This window comes from uncultured Oscillibacter sp., assembly GCF_910579365.1.
In the GTDB taxonomy this organism is placed as follows: domain Bacteria; phylum Bacillota; class Clostridia; order Oscillospirales; family Oscillospiraceae; genus Oscillibacter.
On record NZ_CAJTUX010000038.1, the window covers coordinates 1 to 22,190 of the forward strand.

A 22,190-nucleotide genomic window follows, 5' to 3' on the forward strand; every position below is an offset into this window, starting at 1 on the left:
CGTCCAGAAACACCAGGTGTTCCGCCATCTCAGGTCTTATGGTTTCTTTCCATTCTCTGCGCTTTTCCCGCTGGCGGTTTTTTTGGATGGTCGCTATAGATGCGTGCGCTTCTTGACAAAAGCGCCGCCCAAAGCTATAATTAGCATCGACAATCCGGTTTTTATGATGCGCCTTCCAAATTGAAATGTACACGGCAGGGCCAAAAGAGTAGGAGTGCAAATGGAGAGCAAACATCGAGAAATTTTAGAAGGCCGCCGCTACAGGCACTTCAAAGGCAACTTTTATCTGGTGGTTGGAATCGCGACCCACTCTGAAACCCGCGAGCAGCTGGTGGTGTACCGGACTCTATACGGCGAACACAAGCTGTTTGTCCGCCCATACGATATGTTCGCCGAAGAAATTGACCGGCAGAAATATCCCGAGGCCACCCAAAAATACCGGTTTGAACTGGTGGAATAGGCGCTCTTCTTTGGCCGCAGATGTTTTGTCCCGGCAGTCACCGCCGCCTTTCCCTTACCAAATGACAAACAGCCGCCCGGCACGCGTTTCGTGCCGGGCGGCGCTCTTTCTCACAGGTCCTTGAACATCTCCTGGTTCGGATTCAGATACCCCAGATCATCCGGGTTCCCGGTGAGCTGGCGGAGGTTTTTCACCGCCGTGCGCTTTTTGCCCAGGGACGCGTTCCGGAGCTTCTCCAGGCCGCCCTCCATGGCATCCTGGAACTCCAGCACGCCCTTCTCCCGGGCCAGGTTCAGGAGTTCCTGCCCCCTCTCGGACCGGACAATGACCTGATTCCAGCCCTTGTCCACGTCCCAGCCGCCGGCGCTTCTCGCCCCGCCAATGGAGAGGTCCGCGAATTCCGCCGTCATATCCGCGCAGTAACGGCAGCCGGAGCGGACCAGAGGCGTCACTTCGTCCAGGTCCACCGAAACAGTCTGCCCCCGCTCCCCCCGAATCTCCAGGGAGTGGTACTTGCTGGGCGGGATGTCCATATGGGCCGGTTTCTCCGCCCCGGCGTGCTTCGCCGTCAGGGCCTTCAGGCCGTCCCAGTCCAGGCCCCAGCCGCAGAAAAGGCCGAACACCATACCGATGTTCCCGGCGTGGTTGTCGTTCTCCGGCAGGGGGTTGGCCCGCATTTTATAAACCGCCAGAGTCTTGCAGGGCGTGCCCACCACGCCGATTTTGTGATAGCGGTCCTCCTTCAGCGCCCGGTTCAGCGCCGCCAGCGTGGGGGGCACCTGGAAGCTGCTGCCGGAACAGGCCCGGACCTCCTCCGGCGTCACGGCCAGCACGCCCTCTGGGTTCAGTCCCCCCTGGGAGCGGGTCAGCACCGCCGCGTCAAGGAAGCCCTCCCGCAAGGCCAGCTCCACCAGGGCGGTCATGCTGCCGCCGTGCTGGGCCCGCTCCCGGATGGCGGGGTCCGCCGCCCGGGTCAGATACAGCCCCCGGAAAGGGCCGATCTCCGGGAGGATGGTCTCCTCCTGGAAGAAGCGGCGCCGCAGCGCCTCCAGGTCCGTGGGCATCCGGGGGCAGAAGCGCTGGCAGCGTCCGTCCGCCCGCTCGCAGTCAAAGAAGCAGACGGTCCGCCCGTCCACGCTGCCCCAGTAGGGGCACAGGCCCTGACAGGCCCCGCAGCCGGTGCACAGGCCCTGGCGGAGGACCTGGGTGTCCAACGCAATCGTACTTAACATCTTTCCCGCTCCTCCTTTACACCAGCACCTGGGAGAAGCCGAAGAGGTCCAGTGCGATCTCCTCCGCGTCCTCCGGCACGTAGTCCGACAGCTTGTGGTTCAGGCCGCACAGATGCTCCTGATAGAGGCAGCGCCAGCCCGCCTTGCGGCCGTCCGCAAGGCCCCGTTCCCGCAGCATCGGCGTCAGGGCGGAGAAGCGGGTGTCCCGGGGCAGCTCCAGCGTCAGGGACCGCTTATCCTCGGGATTGTAAAAGCGCACGCGAATCGTACTGCTCATCCTGCCGCGCCTCCCTTCCGGGCGGCCTCGCGGCCCATGGCGAAGGCTCGCCGGTTCAGCTCCAGCACGGCCCCCTGGAAGCGCTGGAGCAGAATTTTCTCCAGATCCTCCCCGTTCAGCGGGGCGGCGGGGAGCTGGCTGAAGGCCCCCAGCAGCGCGATGTTGGCGGCCCGGGAGTCCCCGGCCTCTATGGCGATGTCCGCCGCCGGGACGGCCAGGGCCGCGGAGGACAGACTCGCAATCTCCGCCTGAAGCTCCTCCAGCGGCGGATAGGTCTGGACGCCCTGGAGGACGCCCAGGGGATAGACGGGCCGGGGGTCGTAAACGGTGACGGTGTCCTCCCCGGCGTACTTCCGGGCGATGCGCAGGGTCTCCAGGGGCTCGAAGCCCAGGATGATGTGGGCCTCCCCGGCGGGAATCAGCACGCCGGGGTCCCAGTTCTCGGAAACCCGGACATGGCTCATGACAGAGCCGCCCCGCTGGCTGGCGCCGTAGGTCTCCCCCACAGCCACCCGGCAGCCCCGGCCGCACATGGCGCTGCCCAGAATCTCAGCGGCCAGCACGTTGCCCTGTCCGCCGATGCCGCAGACCACAATGTTCAAAGGGTCGTATTTCAGCTTCACGCTTCCGCACCGCCTTTCGCCGCAGGGTCCGCCGCAGCCGGGACGTCCCGCCCTTGGCTCCCCTGCATCTCCTCTTCCCGCAGAATCTGCGGGGACTCCTCCACCTTGATGGCCCCGCTGGGGCACAGCTTGGCGCACACGCCGCAGCCCACGCAGGCGACGGGGTCGATGAGCGCCTTGTTCTTCTGGAAGTCCCAGGTGTTTCCGGGGCAGCCCCACACCCGGGAGCAGTACTTGTCGCAGCCGCAGCCGTCTCCCAGGCACACGTCCTGGTCCACGTAGACCCGGACGGGCTTTTTGCTGCGCTCCTTGGCCTTTAGGGTGGCGCAGGGCTGGCGCATGATGAGGACGTTCATCCCCGGCTCGTCCAGCAGCCGCCGGAGGGTCTTCTCCGCCTCCTCCACGTCGAAGGGGTCGGCGGTTTCCACCTTGCAGCCCACGGCGTCCAGAATCCTGGGGATGTCCATGGCCTTGACGCGGTCCCCCATGGCGGTGAGGCCGGTGCCCGGGTGGGGCTGGAAGCCGGTCATGGCCGTGGCGGAGTTGTCCAGCACGATGAGGAGCATGTTGGCGTTGTGATAGGCGGCGTTCACAAGGCCGGGGAGGATGGTGTGGAAGAAAGTGGAGTCGCCGCACATGGTGACCACCTTCTGGTCCAGGCCGTAGTTGGTCAGCTGGCCCAGGCCCTCGGCCACGTTGATGCCGGAGCCCATGCAGTTGCAGACCTGATAGGCGTACTGTCCGGCGGACTGGCCCGCCATGAAATAGCAGCCGATGTCCCCCACCACCACGCCGGGGTGCTTCTCCTGCCGCATGGCCCGCTTGAGAAGGTAGAAGGTGGCCCGGTGGGGGCAGCCCGCGCAGAAGCTCATCTCCCGGACGGGAAGCTCCAGCTCGCCGGCGGGCTTTCTCTCCGGAAGGGCCGCGCCGGTGAGGCGGCAGATGGCGGCGGTGACCACGTCCGGGTCCAGCTCGCCGGCGGGCTTTCTCTCCGGAAGGGCCGCGCCGGTGAGGCGGCAGATGGCGGCGGTGACCACGTCCGGGTCCAGCTCGCCCACGGCGGGCAGGGCATTGTCCCGGCCCAGGAACTTGATTTGCAGGCCCTCCCGGCCCGCCAGGGCCTGAACAGCCCGTTCCAGGAAGGGGTCCACCTCCTCCAGAATCAGGACCTCCTCCGCGGCGCGGAGGCGCTTTAGTATGTAGTCCTCCGGCAGGGGCCACAGGGTCCCCAGGGCCAGGAAGCCGGTCTCCTGGTCTTTCCCCAGGCGGCGGAGAGCCTCCTGGCCGTAGAGCCGCCCGGTGCCCCCGGCGATGATGAGCTTTTTCGGGTCTTCGGGACCCTGGTAGTGGTTGCAGGGGCTGGCCTCAAAACGCTGGCGCAGGGTCTCCAGCTTCTGGAGGGCCGGACCGTGGTTATAGCACACGCAGACCATCCGGTCCCATTCCCGAACCCGCTCCAGCGCCCGGGGCTTTTCCGGCAGCTCGCCCAGGACCACGTTGCCCCGGCCGTGGCAGACCCGGGTGGTCACCCGGACCAGCACCACCTGCCCCACCTCCTCAGAGAGCCGGAAGGCATAGGGAATCATGTCCTTGGCCTCCTGCATCGTCGTGGGTTCCAGCAGGGGGATGCCGGCGGACAGGGCCTGCCAGCGGGAGTCGAATTCATTGGTGGAGGAGTGGGCGCTGGGATCGTCGCTGGAGACGATCACAAGCCCGCCCTTTACGCCGTGCTGGGCCGCGCAGTGCAGCGCGTCCGCCGTACACAAAAGGCCGTTCTGCTTCACCACGCACAGCGCCCGGCCATTGGCCAGGGACGCGCCGATGCACGCCTGCAAGGCGCAGACCTCGTTGGTGGACCACTCCGCGTAAAAGCCCCGCTCCCGGGCGATCTTCCCCAGCATTCCCAGCACCTGGGAGGAAGGGGAACCGGGATAGGAGGCGGCGAAGTGGATTCCCGCCTCCACCGCACCCCGCACAATGGCCTCGTTGCCCTGCATCAGGCAGACCTGGCCGGGGGCGTTGGCCGTCATTGTCCATTCCATGTTGCTCGCGTCACCCTCTCTTAGAATGTTTCCATAAGGTAATCCGTTCACTACGGCGTTTATTGTAGCACTCTCACCGGAAATTGCAAGGGGCGGCGGCGGAAAAAACCGGCGGGAAACCCGCCGGGCCTTAAATTTTCTCCCGTGTCAGGAATACCGCCGGTCCAGAATCTCCACAATGTCCCCCATGGTCCCCTCCCGGGCACCGCACACCAGCGTGGCCCCGGAGTCCCGCACGGCGGCGGAGCAGTTGGCCGGGGCAAAGCCCTCGGCGGCGCAGGCCAGCATGGAGAGGTCGTTGGCCTCGTCCCCGGCGCAGTAGACATGCTCCATGGAAATCCCCAGCCGGGCGGCCAGGCGGCGGACCATGCCGCCCTTGTTGGCCCCCTTGGTGGTCATCTCCAGGAGGTGGGAGATGGAGAAGATCAGCTCGTAGTCCTCCGCCCAGCCCTGGGCGGTCAGATAGTCCCGCACCTTCACCAGGGTCTCGTGCTCCCCCTCGAAGAGGAGCTTCCCCAAAGGCAGCGGCACGTCCAGAAGGGACGGCGCCTCGGTAAGCGCCGCCTGGGTGATGCGCTCGTGCTGGCGGGAGATGGCGTTGGGGTGGACCACGTGGATGACGTTGTCAATGTGGTACGCCTCCACCGCCACGCCGGGGAACCGCTCCAGCACGGCCTGTCCCCGCTCCCGGGCGGCGGCGTCCAGCATGGCGGTCTCCAGGTATTCGCCTTTTTCAAAGTCATAGATGGCCGCGCCGTTGCACACCACGCCGGGGGCGTTCATGGGCACGGTATCCGCGTAATACAGGAACGCCGCCAGGGCACGGCCCGTGGCGATGGCGAAGCGGCCTCCCTCCTCCATGAAATACTCCAGGGCCCGCCGGTTCCGTTCCGGCAGCGGAGGCATCGGCGCTCCGGAGCGGAGGGATTCCTCCGTGTAGAGCAGGGTGTTGTCAAAGTCGCTGGCCAGCAGCACACCGTCAAATTTTCCCATACCCGGTCTCCTTTCTCAGCCCTTGGGCGCGTCCCCGCCCTTGTTCCAGCGGCGGCCGCCGTTGCGGTAGGGGGGGCGGCGGCGCTTGTTCTCCCCGGCGGGGCGGTCCTCCCGCGGGCCGCCCTCCGGGCGGCTTTGCGGCTTGGGGGGGCGGGGAGGCTGCCCCTGCTTTTTCGCCGGCTGCTGGGCGGCCTGCCCCTCCGGGCGGGGGGGCTTCCGGCCCCGGCCGCCCCGGTGGCGGTGGCGGGGCTTGTTGGTGTCGCTGCCTTCCATGGCCATTTTCTCCCGGCGGGGGGCCTCCGCCAGGTGGTCGTCGGTGTAATAGGAGGTGGAGAAGACGGGCTGGATCAGCTCCTCTTCCTCCTTTTCCTCCACAAAGCGGGCCGTGCGCTCGGGAATCTCGATGCCCTCCCGGCTGCCCTTGCCGTTGCGCAGGACCTTGATCTCGCAGTTGTGATAGGTCTTCAGGCTCTCCGGCGCGCTGTCCAGGCTGACCTTCACCAGCTCCCGCAGCAGCTCCACGCCCTTCACGTTGCCCGGCCCGTCGGGGGTCTGGACGAAGGACTCCACCTTGGGCATCCGCTTGGCGGCGTCCTCATAGGCGTTCTGCTCGTATTTCAGGCAGCACATCAGCCGCCCGCAGGTGCCGGAGATTTTGGTGGGGTTCAGGCTGAGGTTCTGGGTCTTGGCCATCTTGATGGAAACGGGCATGAACCCGTCCAGGAACTGGGAGCAGCAGAAGGGCCGCCCGCAGATGCCCAGGCCGCCGATCATCTTCGCCTCGTCCCGCACGCCGATCTGCCGCAGCTCGATCCGCGCCCGGAAGACGGAGGCCAGGTCCCGCACCAGCTCCCGGAAGTCCACCCGCCCGTCGGCGGTGAAATAGAACACGATCTTGTTGCTGTCAAAGCCCACGGAGACGCTGACCAGCTTCATCTCCAGCCCGTGGTCGGCGATCTTCCCCTCGCAGATGCCGAAGGCCTCCCGCTCCCGCTTGCGGTTGTACTCCATCACCCGGAAATCGTTCTCCGTGGCCCGGCGGACCATGGCGCTCAGAGGCTTGACGATGGCCTCGTCCTGCACCTCGTGGTTCCCCTGGGTGCAGGTGGCAAACTCCATGCCCTGGGCGGTCTGCACGATGACGCTGTCCCCCGCCCGGACCGGAACGCCCTTGGGGTCAAAATAATAGGTTTTGCTTCCGCCCCGAAAGCGGACGCTGATGACTTCAGTCAAAGGTGACTCCCTCCAATTCCGCGGCCAGGGCCCCCAGCACATGGCCGGGACCCACGTTGTAGCCGCATTCACGACGGTACTTCCTCAATAGCTCGATGGTGCGCGCGATCTGCGTTTTGCTCAGGCGCTTCGCCAAAAGGGCGGCGGTCTCCCGGTCCCCGGGCTCCGGAGGGCGGCCGTAGAGCAGCAGCAGCGCCTGGGCGAACAAATTCTCGCTCCGCTCCAGAAGGGCGGCCAGCTCCTCCCGGGTGAGGCGCCTGCGCTCCATCCGGGCGGCCAGCTCCGCCGCGCTTCCCCGCCTTCCCCCGGCGAGACAGCGGCACAGGGCCGCGCCATCCTCCGCCTCCTCCCCGCAGGGCGGGGCGGCGGGGAGGAGCTTCAGCTCCACACAGCGGGACCGCAGGGTCCAAAGCACCGCCGCCGGATTCTCCGCGCAGAAGAGGAACGCGGCGTAGGGCGGTCCCTCCTCCACCAGCTTCAAAAGGACGTTCTGGTCCTGCTCCGTCAAGAGGGCGCAGTCCGGGAAGAGATAGACCTTCCGCCGCCCCTCGTTGGGCCGGATATAGGCGTCCCTCCGCAGGTCCCGGATCACCTCCACGGCGAGGAACTTGTGCTGTTCGTCCCGGACGGTGACCACGTCGGGGTGGATGCCCTCCCGGACCTTCCGGCAGGCGGGGCACACGCCGCAGGGCCGCGCGTCCTCCGGTCCCGTGCACTGGAAGGCGGCGGCGGCGAAGCGGGCGGCGGCCAGGGCGTCCCCCGTTCCGGTGAAAAGAAGCGCGTGGGACAGCGCCCCCCGGGCCGCGGCGGCGCGGAGGCGGGCGAGGACCGGGTCTTCCTGTGGAGATGCAGCGGCCATGGCGGGGCTCCTTTCCTCCCCCCGGCGGGGGAATTTTTCAAAGAGATTGTATCACAAAGCGCCGCAAAAGAAAAGCGGGGATTTTTGTGAGTTCGGGAACGGGGCGCGCGCCTCTACTCCGCCGGCCACAGCATGTCCCGGGCCACCGGGGTGTAGAAGAGGCGCTCCACCTCCCTGCGCCCCTTTGTCTGGCCCAGAATCCACATCAGCTTGGCCGCCACGGCCTCCGTGGTCATGTCATAGGCCTCCAGCACCCCCAGCTTGTTTTTCAGCGCGTGGCCCACGTGATAGACCCCCACGTCGCTGCCCTCGTTCTCCACCTGAGTGGTGATAACCACGGTCTTTCCCGCGCCAAGAGCCTCGTCCACGCAGTGGTAAAAGCCCCCGGACTCCGGCAGGCCGCCGACGCCGAAGCTCTCGATGATGAGTCCGTCGTTCCGCTCCAGAAGAAAGTCCGCCGTCCCCCGGTCCGTGCCCGGGAGGAGCTTCAGGAGGGCCACCTTCGTGTTCAGCGCGTCGTAAAACACCGGCGCGTCCCCGCAGTCCTGGCGGATATAGCGCAGAAGCACCCCGTCCCGCAGGATGCCGAGATAGGGATAGTTGATGCTGGAGAAGGCCTGGAAGCTCTTGGACCGGGTCTTCTTCGCCCGGGTGCCGGGGATCACCTTGCCGTCGAAGACGATGGAGACGCCCGGCAGGTCCTCCGACGCGCAACGGAAGGCGTCCGCCAGATTGGTCTTGGAGTCCGTGGAGTCAAAGCCGATGGGCTTCTGGGCCCCGGTGAGGACGATGGGCTTGGGGCTTCCCTGAATCAGGTAGCTCAGGGCCGCCGCCGTATAGGCCATGGTGTCCGTCCCGTGGGTGAGGACGAAGCCGTCATAGCGGTCATAGTTCGCCCGGATGCAGCGGGCCATTTGCAGCCAGTGGCCGGGGCCGATGTTGGTGCTGTCCAGGTTCAAAAGCTGGAGGCAGTCCACGGCGCAGCACTCCGGGATGCCGGGAACCCGGCGCAGCAGCTGCTCCGTGCTCAGCTCCGGGGCAAGGCCCCCCTCCGTCATCTCCGAGGCGATGGTGCCGCCGGTGCCGACGAGGAGAATGCGCCGGGATTCGTTCCTGTGGGGCATGGAAGACCCTCCTTTTTCATCGCTGGTTTTATTATAGGAGCCGAGACTTTGCCTGTCAAGCGGCCCCCCGGCGGGATTTCCTCTTGCTTTCCCCTTTGCCGGTGCTATAATGCAGGGGGAGATTTTCCATTCTCCCCAACCCCAACCAGACAGGAGGACTTCACCCCATGACGGAAGCCGAGAAAATGAGACAGGGCCTGTGGTACGACGCCAATTTCGACCAGGAGCTGCTGGACCGGCGGCTGCGCGCCGAGGACCTTTGTTATGAACTGAACCAGACCCGCCCCGGAGATTTGGAGCGCCGGGCGGCGATCCTGCGGACGCTGATTCCGGAGCTGGGGGAGAACTGCTCCATCCTCTCCCCCTTCTTTGCCGACTACGGCTGCTACTGCCGCATCGGTCCGGGCACCTTCCTCAACCACAACGCCTATCTGATGGACGGCGGCGGCATCACCATCGGCGCCCAGTGCTTCATCGGACCCAACTGCGGCATGTACACGGCGGTCCATCCGACGCTTGCCCAGGAGCGGAATGCCGGTTTGGAGCGGGCGCTGCCCATCACCATCGGCGACAACTGCTGGATCGGCGCGGATGTGACCATCCTGCCCGGCGTGACCATCGGCCCTCACGCCGTCATCGGGGGCGGAAGCGTCGTCACCAGGGACATCCCGGGCCATGTCACCGCCGCCGGCAACCCCTGCCGGGTCCTTCGGCCCATTACGGAGGAGGACAGCATCTACTTATTTAAAAAAGAGGAGACCTGAACGAGGCGGCGCTTCTTTTGGAAGCGCCGCCTCGTCTCGTGTCTGTATCCGCTTTACTTGCGCAGGGTCAGCTTAAAATCCGGCCCCTGGGCCTCCACCGCCGCGCGGTAGCCCTGGGACTCGGCGTAGCGGGTGATGTTCTCCACCGCAACCTGGGCGTCCACCAGGACCTCCAGCACGGCGGGCGCGCCCTTTTGGATGGCCTTCTGGGTCATCACCACCGGCATGGGACAGGACAGTCCTCTCGCGTCGATCATCACGCTTCCTCCTTTCCGGGCAGATGGAGCAGGCTGACGGCCAGCAGCACCGCAAACCCGATCGCCACGGCGGTCATGCCCGCCGTTCCGATGCCGCCCACTTTATAAACGCCGTCCGTCACGCTGTCGGCGTTGCCCGCCAGACCGAAGTTGTGGGCGATGGCCGCGCCTGTGACCATGCCCAGCACCGTCACGGCGGCGTCGCCGTTGCCCTCGCCCGCCAGAATCAGCTGCCGCAGGGGGCAGCCTCCCAGAAGGATGGAGCCCCAGCCCGCCAGGGCCATGCCCAGGAAGGACCAGAGGTACTGGCTGTGGGCAATGGGCTGGGAGAGGGCGGAGAGGTTGTAGTTCCCCTGCGCCAGATTCCCCAGGGTGACGGTGATCCAAATGGCCAGGAAGCCCGCCAGAAGCGTGAAGTCCCGCAGCAAGAACGCGTCCCGCAGGCCCCCCGCCATGCACAGGCGGCTCCGCTGAGCGATGAAGCCCACCGCCAGCCCGGCGGCCAGGGACACCAGCCAGAACGCCCGCATGGCCCCCGGCCCCTCCTCGGAGAACTTCAAAAGCCCCGGGGCCAGCAGAAGCAGGGCCAGCAGGCCAACCATCACCGCGGGCAGGGCGAGACCCTCCCCCATCTTCACGGGATACGCCCGGCCCAGGGAGAAGCCCTTTTTCAAGAAGACCACGCCCACCAGAATGCCCGCCAGGAAGCCCAGCAGGCCCGCCACGGCGGTGAGGTCCCCGCCGCCCAGGCGGATGACCATCCGCAGGGGGCAGCCCAGGAAGGCCAGGGCCCCGATCATCACAAACAGGCCCAGCACAAAGCGGCTGGCGGGGCAGGAGCCCGCCCGGGCCTTGAACTCCCGGAAGGCCATGGCCGAGAGCAGCGCCCCCAGGACGATGCCCGGAATTTCGGGCCGGATGTACTGCACCTTCGCGGCGCTGTGGAGCCCCAGGGCCCCGGCGATGTCCCGCTCGAAGCAGGCGATGCAAAAGCCCATGTTCTTGGGGTTCCCGGCGGCCGTGAGAATCAGCGCCGCCACGCCCACCACCACGCCGGCCAGGACAATCAGGCCGTAGCGGCGAAACCATGTGTTCTCTTTCATTCTTTTCCTCCTATATCTGGATATTCTTTTTTCAGAATAACGACGCCGGAGGAAAAGCCGCCGTCACAGCAGCAGCTCATGGAATCCGGCAGCCTCGATGCCTGCCTCCTGAAAGCGGCGCTCCAGCGTCTCCCGCAGCTCCGGTGGGGCGGACCAGGCGATGCCGCAGTCCGAGGTGACGCTCCGGGGCACGGAGATCAGCTTCCCCTCCAGACCCTCCCGGCGGCACAGACGCTCCGCCGCCATGGCTCCGGCGGTGGTGTGAAAGGATACGACGCATCGCGGGCCGCGCTGGCGCATGGCGGTTCCTCCTTCTTCGTTATTCTTTGAAAAGTATAGCATAATGTTCCCTGTTTGGCAAGCCCTTCCGGAATGGGTTTGCGCCCGGCGTATAATTTTTCTCCCTCCGGGAATCCTTTGGCGGTGGGAATTCCGCCGTTTTGCCATTCCGGCGCAAGGCGCCGGCGGAATGCTGATACTTTATTATCAAAAATTCACAACGGCCCTTTCAAATTGTTGTTTGAAATGATGATTGCCAAAAACTTCACGTTGTGGTAGTATACTTCTGGAAATCATCCAAACAAATCGTTTACGCAATCGTTTATATGGCATTCCAATACAATTTGCACCCAAATATCGAAAGGAGTTCCTGAATTATGAAAGCGAAAATCGGTATCAATGGTTTTGGCCGCATCGGCCGCATCGTGTTCCGCGCCGCTCTGAAGCGCGACGACGTGGAGGTTGTCGGCCTGAACGATCCCTTCATGAGCCCTGAGTATATGGCCTACATGCTGAAGTATGACAGCGTGCACGGCAGATTCCCCGGCGAGGTCTCCTACACCGCCGACGCTCTGGTGGTGGACGGCAAGGAGTTCAAGGTCTTCACCGCCAAGGAAGTCAGCGATATTCCCTGGGCCAGCGTGGGCGCGGAGTATATCTGCGAGTGCACCGGCCAGCACCTGGAGAAGAGCAAGTGCGAGGGCCACATCAAGGCCGGCGCCAAGCACGTCATCATGGGCGCCCCCTCCAAGGACGACACCCCGATGTTCGTCATGGGCGTGAACAACAAGAAGTACACCTCCGACATGACCTATGTCTCCAACGCCTCCTGCACCACCAACTGCCTGGCCCCCATTGCCAAGGTTCTGAACGAGAAGTTCGGCATCATCGAGGGTCTGATGACCACCGTGCACTCCGTCACGCCCACTCAGAAGCTGCTGGACGGCGCTTCCATGAAGGACTGGCGCGGCGGCCGCGCGGCCACCGGCAACATCATCCCCTCCTCCACCGGCGCGGCCAAGGCCGTGGGCAAGGTCATCCCCGAGCTCAACGGCAAGCTCACCGGCATCTCCATGCGCGTCCCCACCCTGGACGTGTCCGTGGTGGACCTGACCGCCCGTCTGGAGAAGCCCGCCAGCTATGACGACATCTGCAAGGCCATGAAGGAGGCCAGCGAGGGCGAGCTGAAGGGCATTCTGGGCTACACCGACGAGGATGTGGTCTCCAGCGACTTCCTGGGCTGCCCCCTCACCTCCATCTTCGACAAGAAGGCCGGCCTCAGCCTGACCGACAACTTCGTGAAGGTCGTCTCCTGGTATGACAACGAGACCGGCTACGCCAACAAGATGGTGGAGCTGATCGCCTATATGTTCTCTGTGGACAGCAAGCAGTAATTCATCCGTTCAAAGGCCCGCCGGAAAACCGGCGGGCCTTTTTTTGCCTGTCCTTCCAAGGGGGCGCGGCGAAGTCCCGCCCCGTCGGTCCGCCGGGGAAAGCGGCCCGCAGGTCTTCTCTCAGCCCCGCTGGGTGTACCCGTCGTGCCTCGCTGTGTAGATGCCCTCCGCCTCCAGTGCTTTTACGATTTTCTCTATGCGCCGGAAACACGCCGGGTCCTCCAGCGTATCGTCATCCAGTATCCGTCCGATTTCCTCCAGAACCCGCACCGCCTTCGTCTCAACCGCTTGGGCGAGCGCCTCCAGACGGCCCGCCTGCTCCAGAATCTTCACGACTTCACAGCCCACCGCCTGCGCCATCAGGTCTTCCTTAACAGACCATTCCATTTCCATCACCTCTCCGATAATTATACCCGGTATCTCGGGTATATTCAAGAGAAAACGTACAAAATATAATAGAAATCGCAAGGAGGTGCTTCTTGTGATTTCTTACTGTCCTCTGTGGGATACCATGCGCAGCAAAAACGTGACCACATATACGCTGATTAAGGATTACCATTTCAGCAAGGGGACGCTGGATGCCTTGAAGCAAGGGCGCAACATTTCGACCGCCACTCTGGATGATATTTGCAGAATTTTGGACTGCAAGGTGGAAGACGTGCTGCTCTATATTCCAAACGAGCCGTAAGGCGGCTGAAAAAAGGTCTTTCTGCAAAAATAAAATTTTCTGTTGCCATTTGGGAAAGAATATAGTAGAATAGCAGAGTAAGTCCTCCGCAGGCAGCTGCGGAGCCGGTCTCGCGCAATGGATGCCCGCGAACCATGTCAGGCGGGGAACCGAGCAGCATTAAGCGGGATGTTTCATGTGCCGCGAGGCAACCGGCTCCGCAGCTGCATGCGGAGAACTTTTTTTCAGGAGGTGAGGCAGTGTACCAGGCGCTCTACCGGAAATGGCGGCCCAAGACCTTTGCCGACGTCATCGGCCAGGAGCACATTACCGAGACCCTGCGCCGCCAGGTGGCCGAGGGCCGGACCTCCCATGCCTATCTCTTCACCGGCACCCGGGGCACCGGGAAGACCACCTGCGCCAAGATTCTGGCCAAGGCCGTGAACTGCGAGCGCCCGGAGAACGGGGACCCCTGCGGGAACTGCCCCGCCTGTCTGGGGCTGGAGAACGGCAGCTTTCTGGACGTTCTCGAGCTGGACGCCGCCTCCAACAACGGCGTGGACCAGGTCCGGGCCCTGCGGGACGAGGCGGTCTACTCCCCCGCCCATGTGAAAAAGCGGGTCTACATTGTGGATGAGGTTCACATGCTCTCCACCGCCGCCTTCAACGCCCTCCTGAAAATTCTGGAGGAGCCGCCGGAACATCTGATGTTCATTCTGGCTACCACGGAGCTCCATAAGGTCCCGGCCACCATCCTCTCCCGCTGCCAGCGGTTCTCCTTCCGGCGCATCCAGCCCCGGGACGTGGCCGCCCGGCTCTCCTACGTCGCGGAGCGGGAGGGCATCGACCTTCGGCCCGACGGGGCGGAGGTGCTGAGCCGTCTGGCCGACGGAGCCCTGCGGGACGGGCTGAGCCTGCTGGACCAGTGCGCCGCCGCCGGGGGAACCATTGACGCCGCCGCCGTGCTGGACGTGCTGGGTCTGGCGGGAAATCTCCAGACCGCCCGGCTGATGGAGCAGATTTTAAACCGGGACGCCCAGGGGGCCCTCCTCCTGCTGGACGAGCTGTACAAGGGCGGAAAGGACATGGGGGCGGTGCTCTCGGAGCTCTCCACCCTCACCAGGGACCTGCTGCTGCAAAAGACCGCCCCCAAGGGCGGCGCGGCTCTGCTCTCCGGCGGCTATGACGCCGCCGCGCTGGACCGCCTGGGCAGCAGCGCCCCCGCCAGCCGCTTCCTCCACCTGGCCTCCACGCTGCAACAGGCCACGGCGGAGCTGTATGCCAGCGTCAACCGCCGGCTGGACACGGAGCTGTGTCTCCTGCGCCTTTGCGACGAGAGTCTCTCCGGGGACCTGACGGCCCTGGAGGCCCGCGTCCGCCGGTTGGAGGACAACCAGTCCGCCCGGGCGGAGCTGCAATCCTCCGCCGCAACGGCAAAACCCGCCGCGCCTCTCCCGCCGGACGAAAAACCGGCGGGTTTGAAAAAAGCGCCGGATCCCCCGCCCTGGGAGGAAGCGCCGGAGGAGCCCCCCCTGCCAGAGGAACCCCCTGTGCCGGAGGAGCCCGGCCAGCGGGTCTTCGACATTCCGGAGGACCCGGAGCCCGCGCCGGCGGCGGCGTCCGTTCCCCCTCCTGGCAAACCGGCGGCGCCTGCCGCCGCCTCCGGGAACCCGGCCGGCGGCTGGTGGCGGACGCTGGCGGAGAACTGCAAGGGCCGCCTGCCTCCCATGTACCGGCCCTTCCTTGGCATGTGTACCGGGACGCTGGCGGGGGACCTGCTGACGGTCTACGCCCCCGACGAGCTGACCCTGGGCCGCCTGGACAACGACCGGGTGCGGGAGGCCCTGACCCAGGAGGCGGAGGCCCTGGCCGGCGGGCCGGTGCGGCTGCTTCTTCGGGCGGGGGAAGCCCCCCAGGCCGCGCCGGAGGAAAATCTGAAAAACCTGCTGCAATTCAGCCGGCAGTTTGATAACATTGAAATCAAGTGACAAAGGAGAAATCGTTATGGGTTACAGCGCCCGCCGCGGCTTCAGCAGCGGCAGCATGAAGGCCACCGGCGCACAGCGTCAGGCCGAGGTTCAGCAGAAGATCGCCCGGATGCAGGAGGCTATGAACGCCGCCCAGACGGAGGTGGAAAACCGCACCTTTACCGCCAGCGTGGGCGGCGGCGCGGTGGAGGCCGTGGCCAGCGGGAAGAAGGAGCTGGTCTCCCTCACCATCAAGCCGGAGGCCGTGGACCCAGAGGATGTGGAGATGCTTCAGGACCTGGTGGTCTCCGCCGCCAACGAGGCCCTGCGCCAGGCCGGGGACGCCATGGACAAGGCCATGGACAGCATCACCAACGGGCTGAACCTGGGAGGATTGGGAATTTGAGCAGCGGGCGGGGCCGGGAAGGTCCCGCCCTTTTTTAAGGAGGTTTTATGAAGCGAGGAAAACGCCTTTGGGCGGCGCTGCTGGTCCTGGTTCTGCTGGTGGGCTGCGGCGATCAGAGGACGGAGCCCCTGCCCTATCCGGAGCCCGCCTCCTCGGAGCCGGGGAAGACGATTGCCTACGTCCCTCTGGACGACCGGCCCGACAATGTGGAGCGGGTGGCGTATCTGGCGGAATCCCTGGGGTACGCCCTGGTTATGCCGGAGCGGGACCTGTACCGGACGGCTCTGGACAGACAGCCCCTGAACGAGAACGGAACCCAGCACGGGGACATGGGGCGGCTGTATCAGTGGGTCCTGGACCAGGAGGCGGCGGGGTGCGACCGCTATATCCTCTCCCTGGACCAGCTTCTCTCCGGGGGGCTGGTCAGCTCCCGCTGCATGCTGGACATGGGCTTCCAGTCTCCTTTCGGCGGCGTTACCCTGACCCGGCGGCTTTTGGAGGACCTTCTGACGGCGCTGGCCGAGGACGGGAACAATGTGGTCTGGCTGCTGGACAGCGTCATGCGCCTGGCCCCCACTGTGGGCTATGAGGGCGGCACGCTGGAGGAGTACAATCTGATCCGGGCCTTTGGCGCCCTCCCCAGGCCCGCGCTGGAAGGCGAGGCATTGGCCTGGCTGAACATCCGGGAGACCTACTGGGACACCGAACCGGACTGGGAGACGTTTCTTGCCGGGGCCGCGGGGGCGGAATGGGATTCCAGGGATTATGACAGGGCCTATGAAACCCTCTCCGCTAATTTGGAGTCCCGGAACCGGAAACTGAAGCTGGCCGCCCTGACCCAGGAGATTCTGGCCCGGCCGGGCTACGAGAACTTCCGCCTCCTCATCGGCATCGACGACTCCTCTCTGGAGGACTGCATCCAGAAAAACGAGATCGCCTTCCTCCGGCAGGGACTGCGGACGGATGAAAGCGGGAGGCAAATGGACTGGCTCCTCTCCGGGGTGGACGATCTGGCCTTCAAGGCCGTGGCCCGGCTGTACCTAGACGAGGCGGGCTGGCAGGGAGACAGCGTGTGTGTCCAATTCTTCGGCGGCACGGAGGACCAGCCCGCCTGTGAGTATGACTTCCAGCCCCTGACGGAAATCATGGCGGAGCACCTGGAATTTTTCAGCCTGTCCGAGTCTGCCGGTGCGGAGCTCCAGATTCTCGTGCTGACCCAGCCGGAGGACGAAGCGAAGAAAGACAGCTACCGCAAGCATCTGATCGCTGCCCTCCAGGAATCCGAGAAGGCCCGGAGGCCCACGGTCCTGGTGGACGCCAGCAACGGGACCTTCGGAACCTCCGTTTATGAGGCGTTGGTCAAGAACACGGAACTGGGCTGTCTCCTGGCCTACTCCGGCATGCTGGACATGGCCATCGTCACCGGCACCGCCCTGAGCCACGGCGCGGCCCGGTATGCCGTGCTGAAAAACGGGGACAATACGGACTCCATGGACCGGGCCTGGGCCCGGACCCTGGCCGACAGCATTCTCAAGGACTTCTGCTACAAGGGCGTGGTCCGGAACGAATTGCTCGGCTATATCCGAAACGACCTGGGCGGTGACCCCAACAACTTCTGGTCCCCGGCGCTGGACCGGGAGGACCTGCTCCGCCGCCTGAAGGCGGGCATGGAGAAGGAGACCGCCCCTGTCATCCGCAATCTGGAACGCAGCTCTTTCCTCTCCTCCCTGGAGCCTGCGGAGAAGAAGCACTGGGGCGGCGTAGCCCTGGAGAACTACCGCTTCCCCTGGGACCGGGCCTTTGAGATCGGCATGGACATCCGCCTGGGGGCGTTCACCTGAACCGCCTCCAGCTGTGAATTTCCCTTCTGGTTTTGAAAAGCCAAAGCCCGCCGTCCGATGGACGGCGGGCCCTTTTCTCATTTCAGAAAGCCGGAAGCCTTACAGCTGCTGCACCGTGTAGTACACCGCCAGGGCGAATACCACGATGCCCAGACACCACATGGCGTAATAGGCCACCGTGGAGCTCAGCAACGCCAGCACAATGGCAACGGCGGATAGGCCGCAGGCCGCGTAGACGGGCATCAGGTCCGCTTTGGCAGGAAGCAGCCGGCCCAGCTTCTGGTTCTTCACCAGCCAGCACAGGCCGCCCAGCAGCAAGAGATAGACCACGGACAGCAGCTTCACCGGCACGCCCAGGGTCAGGTGGTCAAACAACCGGCGGCAGACCCACAGGACAATCAGGGAGGCGCTCAGCACCGTCAGGGCGACAGAGCACTCCCGCTCATAAAAGGCCCAGATCACCGTCAGCACCATCACCACCGGCACCACCACGCTCAAAAGCGTCACGGCGGAGGAGTGATACATGCGGATCAGGATGCTGCCTCCGGCAAAGAAAACCCCCATCCCCGTCAGGCACCAGCCGATCAGCCGTTTCCGCCGGTCCGCCTTCCACAGCACGCTCAGCACCGCGCCCAGGACCAACGCCGCCGCCCCCAGGCCCGCAAAGATCAGCAGCCGGTCATGCCAGACCAAAGCCTCCGTCACCACGTCGCCATGGATGTAATATCTGCGGACCACCAGCAAAAACAGCTCCGCCAGGCAGGCCGCAAAGAAGAAAATCATCGCGCCATACAGGGAATTTTCCCGCTTCATGGGTTTTCCGTTCGGATTCTTTGCCATTTATCAAGACCTCCAAGGTGTATTTTCTTTCCAAAAATGTCCGGCGGAACCAGTTCCCGCCGACATGCTTAAATAGTATAGCAGACTTTTCCCCCTTTTGCAAGGCCCTTTCCGCCACGATTTTTATTTTTTCGCTGCGGTTTTTCATTGAGAAGCGGCGGCCGGCGTGCTATACTATATAAATCCCAACCGATTAAAGATACGAGGTTTGCTATGAAACGTCTCACCGTCTATGTTTTGCCGCTGCTCCTGCTCCTCACCGCCTGCGGCGCCCCTGCGGACCCGGACACGGCTCAGGAGAGCATCCAGGTCATCGCCATGGACACCGCCATGCTCATCTCCACCTACGGCGAGCAGAGCGTCCCCGCCGCCTACGCCGCCGAGGACTGCATCCGTGCGCTGGAGGCGGAGCTGTCCCGCACCGACCCTGGCAGCGAGGTCTCCCGGCTCAACGCCGCCGGAGGAGAGATGGCGGAGGTGGGGGAGGACCTGTATTTCCTGCTGGAAACCGCAAAATACCTGAGCCACGACACGGCGGGGGCCTTTGACATTACCGTCTCCCCTGTGGCCTCCGCCTGGGGCTTTGGCGAAGATTCGTTCCGGGTGCCCTCCCAGGCGGAGCTGGACGCGCTTTTGGAGCTGGTGGACTATGAGCAGATCAACTTTAATGCCCCCCCGCCCCATTCCGGCAGTTCCGACCTCCCGCTGACCGCTTGCCTGGGGCCCGGGCAGTCCGTGGACCTGGGGGCCATTGCCAAGGGCTACGCCGCCGACAAGCTGGTGACGGTCTTTCAGGAGCATGACGTTCCCCGGGGCCTGGCCCAGCTGGGGGGCAACGTCCTGGCCTACGGCGACCGGCCCGACGGAACTCCCTGGCGGGTGGGCATCCAGGACCCGGCAAAACCCGATGACAAAAACGCCTTCGCGGGGGTGCTGGAGCTGACGGATTCCTTTGCCGTCACCTCCGGAGGCTATCAGCGGTACTTTGAGGAGAACGGAAAACGCTATCACCACATCATCGACCCCGCCACAGGCTATCCGGCGGACAGCGGCCTGACCTCCGTCACCGTGGTGGCAGAGGCCGGGGAAGGATATGCCGGAACCATGTGCGACGCCTTCTCCACGGCCCTCTTTGTCATGGGGGAGGAAACGGCGCTGGACTTCTGGAGAACCTGGGAGGGCACTCCCTTTGAGCTGGTCCTGGTGACAGAGGACGGACGGGTGGTGGTCACCCAGGGGCTGGCGGACCGCTTCACTCTGGACGAAGCCAGCGGGTACGCCTATGAAGCCGTCTCCTGAGCTCCGGCCCACCGCCTGGGACGGGCTGGTGGTCCTCTGCGTGGCGGCGCTGGCCATCGGTCTGGCTGTGTTCCAGTGGCGGGGCGGCGGGCAGGAGGACCTGACGGCCGCCGTCTCCGTGGACGGGGTGGAGATCGACCGGGTCTCCCTGGAGCGGGCCGCCGGGGAGAGGACCTATCAGGCCGGGGACTACGCCCTGACGGTGGAGTACGCCGCCGGAAGCGCCCGGGTTTTGGCCTCCGGCTGCCCCACCCAGGACTGCGTCCACACCGGGGCGGTCACCCGGGGCGGGCAAAGCATCGTGTGCCTTCCCGCCCGGTTCATTCTCCGCCTGGAGGGCGGAGCGGCGGAAGACGGCGGCGTGGACGCCGTGCTGGGATAGGAGGCGCGCCATGAAACTGACCACCAAACAGCTGACCCTCTGCGCCCTGCTGACGGCCATGGCCCTGGCGCTGAGCTATCTGGAAAACCTGTTTCCCCTCTCCGTGGCCATCCCCATCCCCGGCGTGAAGCTGGGCCTTGCCAACATTGTGACGGTCTTCGCCCTTTACGCCCTGGGGCCGGGGCAGGCGCTTTCCATCCTGCTGGCCCGGTGCTTCCTGGGATCCCTCTTCGCTGGAAATATGAATGCGCTGCTCTTTTCCCTCTTCGGGGGCCTCTGCGCCATGGGGACCATGACGCTCCTCTCCCGGTTCCGGGGGCTTTCCCTTTACGGCGTCTCCCTGGGGGGCGCGGCGGCCCACAACTGCGGGCAGACCGCCGCCGCGGTCCTGACCCTGGGCAGCGGGGCTCCTCTTTATTATTTGCCCGTTTTGCTGGCGGTATCCCTGTTTACCGGCGGATTGACCGGCCTGGCCTCCGCCTGCCTCTTCCGGGGACTCCGGCATACCGATTTGATGTGACGAAAGGCGGACGGACCCATGGACCACAAGGACAAGAAGGACGAGATCATCCTCCAGCAGCTGGAGGTCATCCAGACCCTGACGGAGCACAATCTCCGCCGGATGGGCACGGATTTCTGGGGCGCGCCCCGGGAGACGCCGGAGCCGCCCCGGGAGGCGGCGGACGCCCCCAAAACACCCCCGCCGAAAGCCGCCCAGGCCGCCGGTGAAACGGAAACGGCAGACGGACCGGACGAGGCGCCCCCGCCGGAGAAGCTGGAGGACCTTTTGCAGGAGCTGGAGGGCTACGTCGGTCTGGCCGCCGTGAAAAAAGAGGTCCGCAGTCTGGTCGACCTGGTGAAGATTCACCAGCTCCGGGAGAAAAACGGCCTGCCGGTGGAGGACCTCTCCCTGCACATGGTCTTCTCCGGCAGCCCCGGCACCGGTAAGACCACCATCGCCCGGCTGATGGCCCGGATTTTCCGCTCTCTGGGCATCCTCTCCAAAGGCCAGCTGGTGGAGGTGGACCGGGGCGGTCTGGTGGCCGGCTACGTGGGCCAGACGGCCCTGAAAACCGGCAAGGCCGTGGAGAAGGCCCTGGGGGGCGTGCTGTTCATTGACGAGGCCTACGCCCTCAACGGCGCCTCGGGCAGCGACTTTGGCCAGGAGGCCATTGACACCATTCTCAAGGCCATGGAGGACCACCGGGATGATCTGGTGGTCATCGCCGCCGGGTACGACGATTTGATGGACCGCTTCATTCACTCCAACCCCGGCCTGGAATCCCGGTTCAACCGCTTCCTACACTTCCAGGACTACACGCCGGAGGAGCTGCTGGAGATTTTCCAAATGCGCTGCCGGAAGGGCTGCTACACCCTGGAGGAGCCTGCCGCCGCCCTGGTCCGGGACTTCCTTCGGGAGGCCAACCGGGACCCCCGCTCCTTTGGCAACGCCCGGGGCGTGCGGAACGTGTTTGAGCGTGTCCTGGTCGCCCAGGCGGGCCGTCTGGCGGGCCTGGAAACCGTCACCCGGGAGGACCTGACCACCCTGACGGCGGCGGACGTGCTGGCCGCCCAGGGGCGCGGCGCTTCGCCGGAGGGGACGGCATGAAAACGGCGAAGCTCTTCCTGGCGGGGATGTACGTCCACCTGGTTCTCAGCGTCGTCGTCCCCACCGGCATCTTGTACCTGGGCTGGGGAAGCGGCTGGAACCGGGGCAACGCCTCGCTGCTGGCGCTTTATCTTCTGGAGGTGCTGCTGCTTCAGGTTCTGGGCTGGGTCAGCGCCGGGGCGGCCATCCGGGCCTACCGGCGCAACGCGCTGGACCGGCTTCTCTCCGGCTGGCGGACCTTGAAGCTGTGGTCCGTCCCCTTCTACATTCTCAATTTCCTGTGGAGCTTCCTTGTCTGGGGGGCTATCACGGCGGCGTCCAGGGGCGTCCTCCTGATCCTGACGCCCATTCCCGTCTGCGTCACCTGGCTGATGGTGATGCAAAGCGGCGTCACCGGCTGGCTGGCCATCCGGAACCTTCGGGAGACGGGAACGGACGTATCCGTGCTCCACAGCGTCTGCCAGTTCCTTCCCGTGCTGGATGTCCTCAGCACGCTGCTGTTACTCCGGCGGACCCATTCCTGATTTCCTGGGAGGATA

Annotated in this window: 25 protein-coding genes, 1 other RNA gene and 1 pseudogene; 14 read left to right on the forward strand and 13 right to left on the reverse strand. The window is 64.9% G+C overall.

Features of this window, described 5'->3' with window-relative positions; genetic code table 11:
- Positions 1-184, forward strand: a 184-nt coding sequence (locus tag QZ329_RS09740; RefSeq protein ID WP_295751797.1) for a hypothetical protein, incomplete at its 5' end; no start/stop codon positions are given.
- 36 nt (positions 185-220) lie between these two features.
- Entirely contained in the window at positions 221-460 is a 240-nt protein-coding gene (locus QZ329_RS09745) for a DUF1653 domain-containing protein (protein WP_295751800.1), read from the forward strand.
- Positions 461-570: 110 nt separating this feature from the next.
- Here the strand turns inward: QZ329_RS09745 and QZ329_RS09750 are convergent, their stop codons facing one another.
- The 8 genes and pseudogenes from QZ329_RS09750 to QZ329_RS09785 form a co-directional block, all read right to left on the reverse strand.
- Positions 571-1,692 carry a Coenzyme F420 hydrogenase/dehydrogenase, beta subunit C-terminal domain gene (locus QZ329_RS09750; protein ID WP_295751802.1) on the reverse strand — a complete coding sequence of 374 codons (1,122 nt, stop codon included), beginning with the start codon at positions 1,690-1,692 and terminating at the stop codon, positions 571-573.
- A 16-nt stretch (positions 1,693-1,708) separates the two neighbouring features.
- A complete protein-coding gene (locus QZ329_RS09755) occupies positions 1,709-1,969 on the reverse strand; it encodes a hypothetical protein (protein ID WP_295751805.1) in 261 nt (86 codons plus the stop codon).
- A complete protein-coding gene (locus QZ329_RS09760) occupies positions 1,966-2,592 on the reverse strand; it encodes an indolepyruvate oxidoreductase subunit beta (RefSeq protein WP_295751808.1) in 627 nt (208 codons plus the stop codon). The genes QZ329_RS09755 and QZ329_RS09760 overlap by 4 nt, the downstream gene beginning before the upstream one ends.
- Positions 2,589-4,634, reverse strand: coding sequence for a thiamine pyrophosphate-dependent enzyme (locus QZ329_RS09765; protein WP_295751811.1), 2,046 nt, complete (start codon positions 4,632-4,634; stop codon positions 2,589-2,591). Before QZ329_RS09765 ends, QZ329_RS09760 begins: the two co-directional genes overlap by 4 nt.
- A 147-nt stretch (positions 4,635-4,781) precedes the next feature.
- Positions 4,782-5,627 (reverse strand): HAD-IIB family hydrolase, encoded by an 846-nt coding sequence (locus tag QZ329_RS09770; protein ID WP_295751814.1) that lies wholly within the window; start codon positions 5,625-5,627, stop codon positions 4,782-4,784.
- Positions 5,628-6,026: 399 nt separating this feature from the next.
- Positions 6,027-6,860: pseudogene (locus tag QZ329_RS09775) on the reverse strand (stage 0 sporulation family protein); the annotation flags it as partial.
- Positions 6,853-7,719, reverse strand: coding sequence for a DNA polymerase III subunit delta' (locus QZ329_RS09780; RefSeq protein ID WP_295751818.1), 867 nt, complete (start codon positions 7,717-7,719; stop codon positions 6,853-6,855). The gene QZ329_RS09780 and the pseudogene QZ329_RS09775, both read right to left, overlap by 8 nt.
- 113 nt (positions 7,720-7,832) lie before the next feature.
- Entirely contained in the window at positions 7,833-8,843 is a 1,011-nt protein-coding gene (locus QZ329_RS09785) for an asparaginase (RefSeq protein ID WP_295751820.1), read from the reverse strand.
- 167 nt (positions 8,844-9,010) lie between these two features.
- Here QZ329_RS09785 and QZ329_RS09790 point away from each other — a divergent pair, with 167 nt between their 5' ends.
- A complete protein-coding gene (locus QZ329_RS09790) occupies positions 9,011-9,607 on the forward strand; it encodes a sugar O-acetyltransferase (RefSeq protein ID WP_295751823.1) in 597 nt (198 codons plus the stop codon).
- Between the two features lie 53 nt (positions 9,608-9,660).
- Here the strand turns inward: QZ329_RS09790 and QZ329_RS09795 are convergent, their stop codons facing one another.
- The 3 genes from QZ329_RS09795 to QZ329_RS09805 all read right to left on the reverse strand — a co-directional run bounded on the left by QZ329_RS09795 (position 9,661) and on the right by QZ329_RS09805 (position 11,267).
- Entirely contained in the window at positions 9,661-9,864 is a 204-nt protein-coding gene (locus QZ329_RS09795) for a sulfurtransferase TusA family protein (protein ID WP_295751826.1), read from the reverse strand.
- Positions 9,864-10,967 carry a YedE family putative selenium transporter gene (yedE, locus tag QZ329_RS09800; RefSeq protein ID WP_295751828.1) on the reverse strand — a complete coding sequence of 368 codons (1,104 nt, stop codon included), beginning with the start codon at positions 10,965-10,967 and terminating at the stop codon, positions 9,864-9,866. The genes QZ329_RS09795 and yedE overlap by 1 nt, the downstream gene beginning before the upstream one ends.
- A 63-nt stretch (positions 10,968-11,030) precedes the next feature.
- A complete protein-coding gene (locus QZ329_RS09805; protein WP_295751831.1) occupies positions 11,031-11,267 on the reverse strand; it encodes a DUF3343 domain-containing protein in 237 nt (78 codons plus the stop codon).
- Between the two features lie 356 nt (positions 11,268-11,623).
- Here QZ329_RS09805 and gap point away from each other — a divergent pair, with 356 nt between their 5' ends.
- Positions 11,624-12,640: a type I glyceraldehyde-3-phosphate dehydrogenase gene (gene gap / locus QZ329_RS09810; RefSeq protein ID WP_295751834.1), complete on the forward strand. Its 1,017-nt coding sequence runs from the start codon at positions 11,624-11,626 to the stop codon at positions 12,638-12,640.
- A gap of 120 nt (positions 12,641-12,760) precedes the next feature.
- On the opposite strand, the gene QZ329_RS09815 is transcribed toward gap, so the two are convergent.
- Positions 12,761-13,027 (reverse strand): hypothetical protein, encoded by a 267-nt coding sequence (locus QZ329_RS09815; RefSeq protein WP_295751837.1) that lies wholly within the window; start codon positions 13,025-13,027, stop codon positions 12,761-12,763.
- Positions 13,028-13,121: 94 nt separating this feature from the next.
- On the opposite strand from QZ329_RS09815, the gene QZ329_RS09820 reads away from it, so the two are divergent.
- The 5 genes from QZ329_RS09820 to QZ329_RS09840 all read left to right on the forward strand — a co-directional run bounded on the left by QZ329_RS09820 (position 13,122) and on the right by QZ329_RS09840 (position 17,521).
- Positions 13,122-13,328 carry a helix-turn-helix transcriptional regulator gene (locus QZ329_RS09820; protein WP_295751840.1) on the forward strand — a complete coding sequence of 69 codons (207 nt, stop codon included), beginning with the start codon at positions 13,122-13,124 and terminating at the stop codon, positions 13,326-13,328.
- A 101-nt stretch (positions 13,329-13,429) separates the two neighbouring features.
- An RNA gene (gene ffs / locus QZ329_RS09825) (signal recognition particle sRNA small type) lies at positions 13,430-13,529 on the forward strand.
- Between the two features lie 38 nt (positions 13,530-13,567).
- On the forward strand, positions 13,568-15,295 hold the full coding sequence (gene dnaX / locus QZ329_RS09830) for a DNA polymerase III subunit gamma/tau (RefSeq protein ID WP_295751843.1): 1,728 nt from the start codon (positions 13,568-13,570) through the stop codon (positions 15,293-15,295).
- Positions 15,296-15,311: 16 nt separating this feature from the next.
- The gene (locus QZ329_RS09835; RefSeq protein WP_295751846.1) at positions 15,312-15,680 is read left to right on the forward strand and encodes a YbaB/EbfC family nucleoid-associated protein; all 369 of its coding nucleotides are present in this window, start codon (positions 15,312-15,314) and stop codon (positions 15,678-15,680) included.
- Positions 15,681-15,727: 47 nt separating this feature from the next.
- Positions 15,728-17,521, forward strand: a complete 1,794-nt coding sequence (locus tag QZ329_RS09840) for a DUF4127 family protein (protein ID WP_295751849.1) — start codon at positions 15,728-15,730, stop codon at positions 17,519-17,521.
- Between the two features lie 99 nt (positions 17,522-17,620).
- Here QZ329_RS09840 and QZ329_RS09845 read toward each other — a convergent pair whose 3' ends face one another.
- Positions 17,621-18,361, reverse strand: coding sequence for a hypothetical protein (locus tag QZ329_RS09845; RefSeq protein ID WP_295751852.1), 741 nt, complete (start codon positions 18,359-18,361; stop codon positions 17,621-17,623).
- 213 nt (positions 18,362-18,574) lie between these two features.
- Between QZ329_RS09845 and QZ329_RS09850 the strand changes: the two genes are divergently transcribed.
- Genes QZ329_RS09850 through QZ329_RS09870 form a run of 5 tightly spaced genes read left to right on the forward strand, consistent with a single transcriptional unit; the run spans position 18,575 to position 22,175 of the window.
- Positions 18,575-19,660, forward strand: a complete 1,086-nt coding sequence (locus QZ329_RS09850) for an FAD:protein FMN transferase (protein ID WP_295751855.1) — start codon at positions 18,575-18,577, stop codon at positions 19,658-19,660.
- The gene (locus QZ329_RS09855) at positions 19,644-20,042 is read left to right on the forward strand and encodes a NusG domain II-containing protein (RefSeq protein WP_295751858.1); all 399 of its coding nucleotides are present in this window, start codon (positions 19,644-19,646) and stop codon (positions 20,040-20,042) included. The genes QZ329_RS09850 and QZ329_RS09855 overlap by 17 nt, the downstream gene beginning before the upstream one ends.
- Positions 20,043-20,052: 10 nt before the next feature.
- On the forward strand, positions 20,053-20,562 hold the full coding sequence (locus QZ329_RS09860; protein ID WP_295751861.1) for a Gx transporter family protein: 510 nt from the start codon (positions 20,053-20,055) through the stop codon (positions 20,560-20,562).
- A gap of 18 nt (positions 20,563-20,580) precedes the next feature.
- Entirely contained in the window at positions 20,581-21,651 is a 1,071-nt protein-coding gene (locus tag QZ329_RS09865; protein ID WP_295751865.1) for an AAA family ATPase, read from the forward strand.
- Positions 21,648-22,175 (forward strand): DUF6652 family protein, encoded by a 528-nt coding sequence (locus tag QZ329_RS09870; RefSeq protein WP_295751868.1) that lies wholly within the window; start codon positions 21,648-21,650, stop codon positions 22,173-22,175. Before QZ329_RS09865 ends, QZ329_RS09870 begins: the two co-directional genes overlap by 4 nt.
- Positions 22,176-22,190 lie beyond the last annotated feature (15 nt).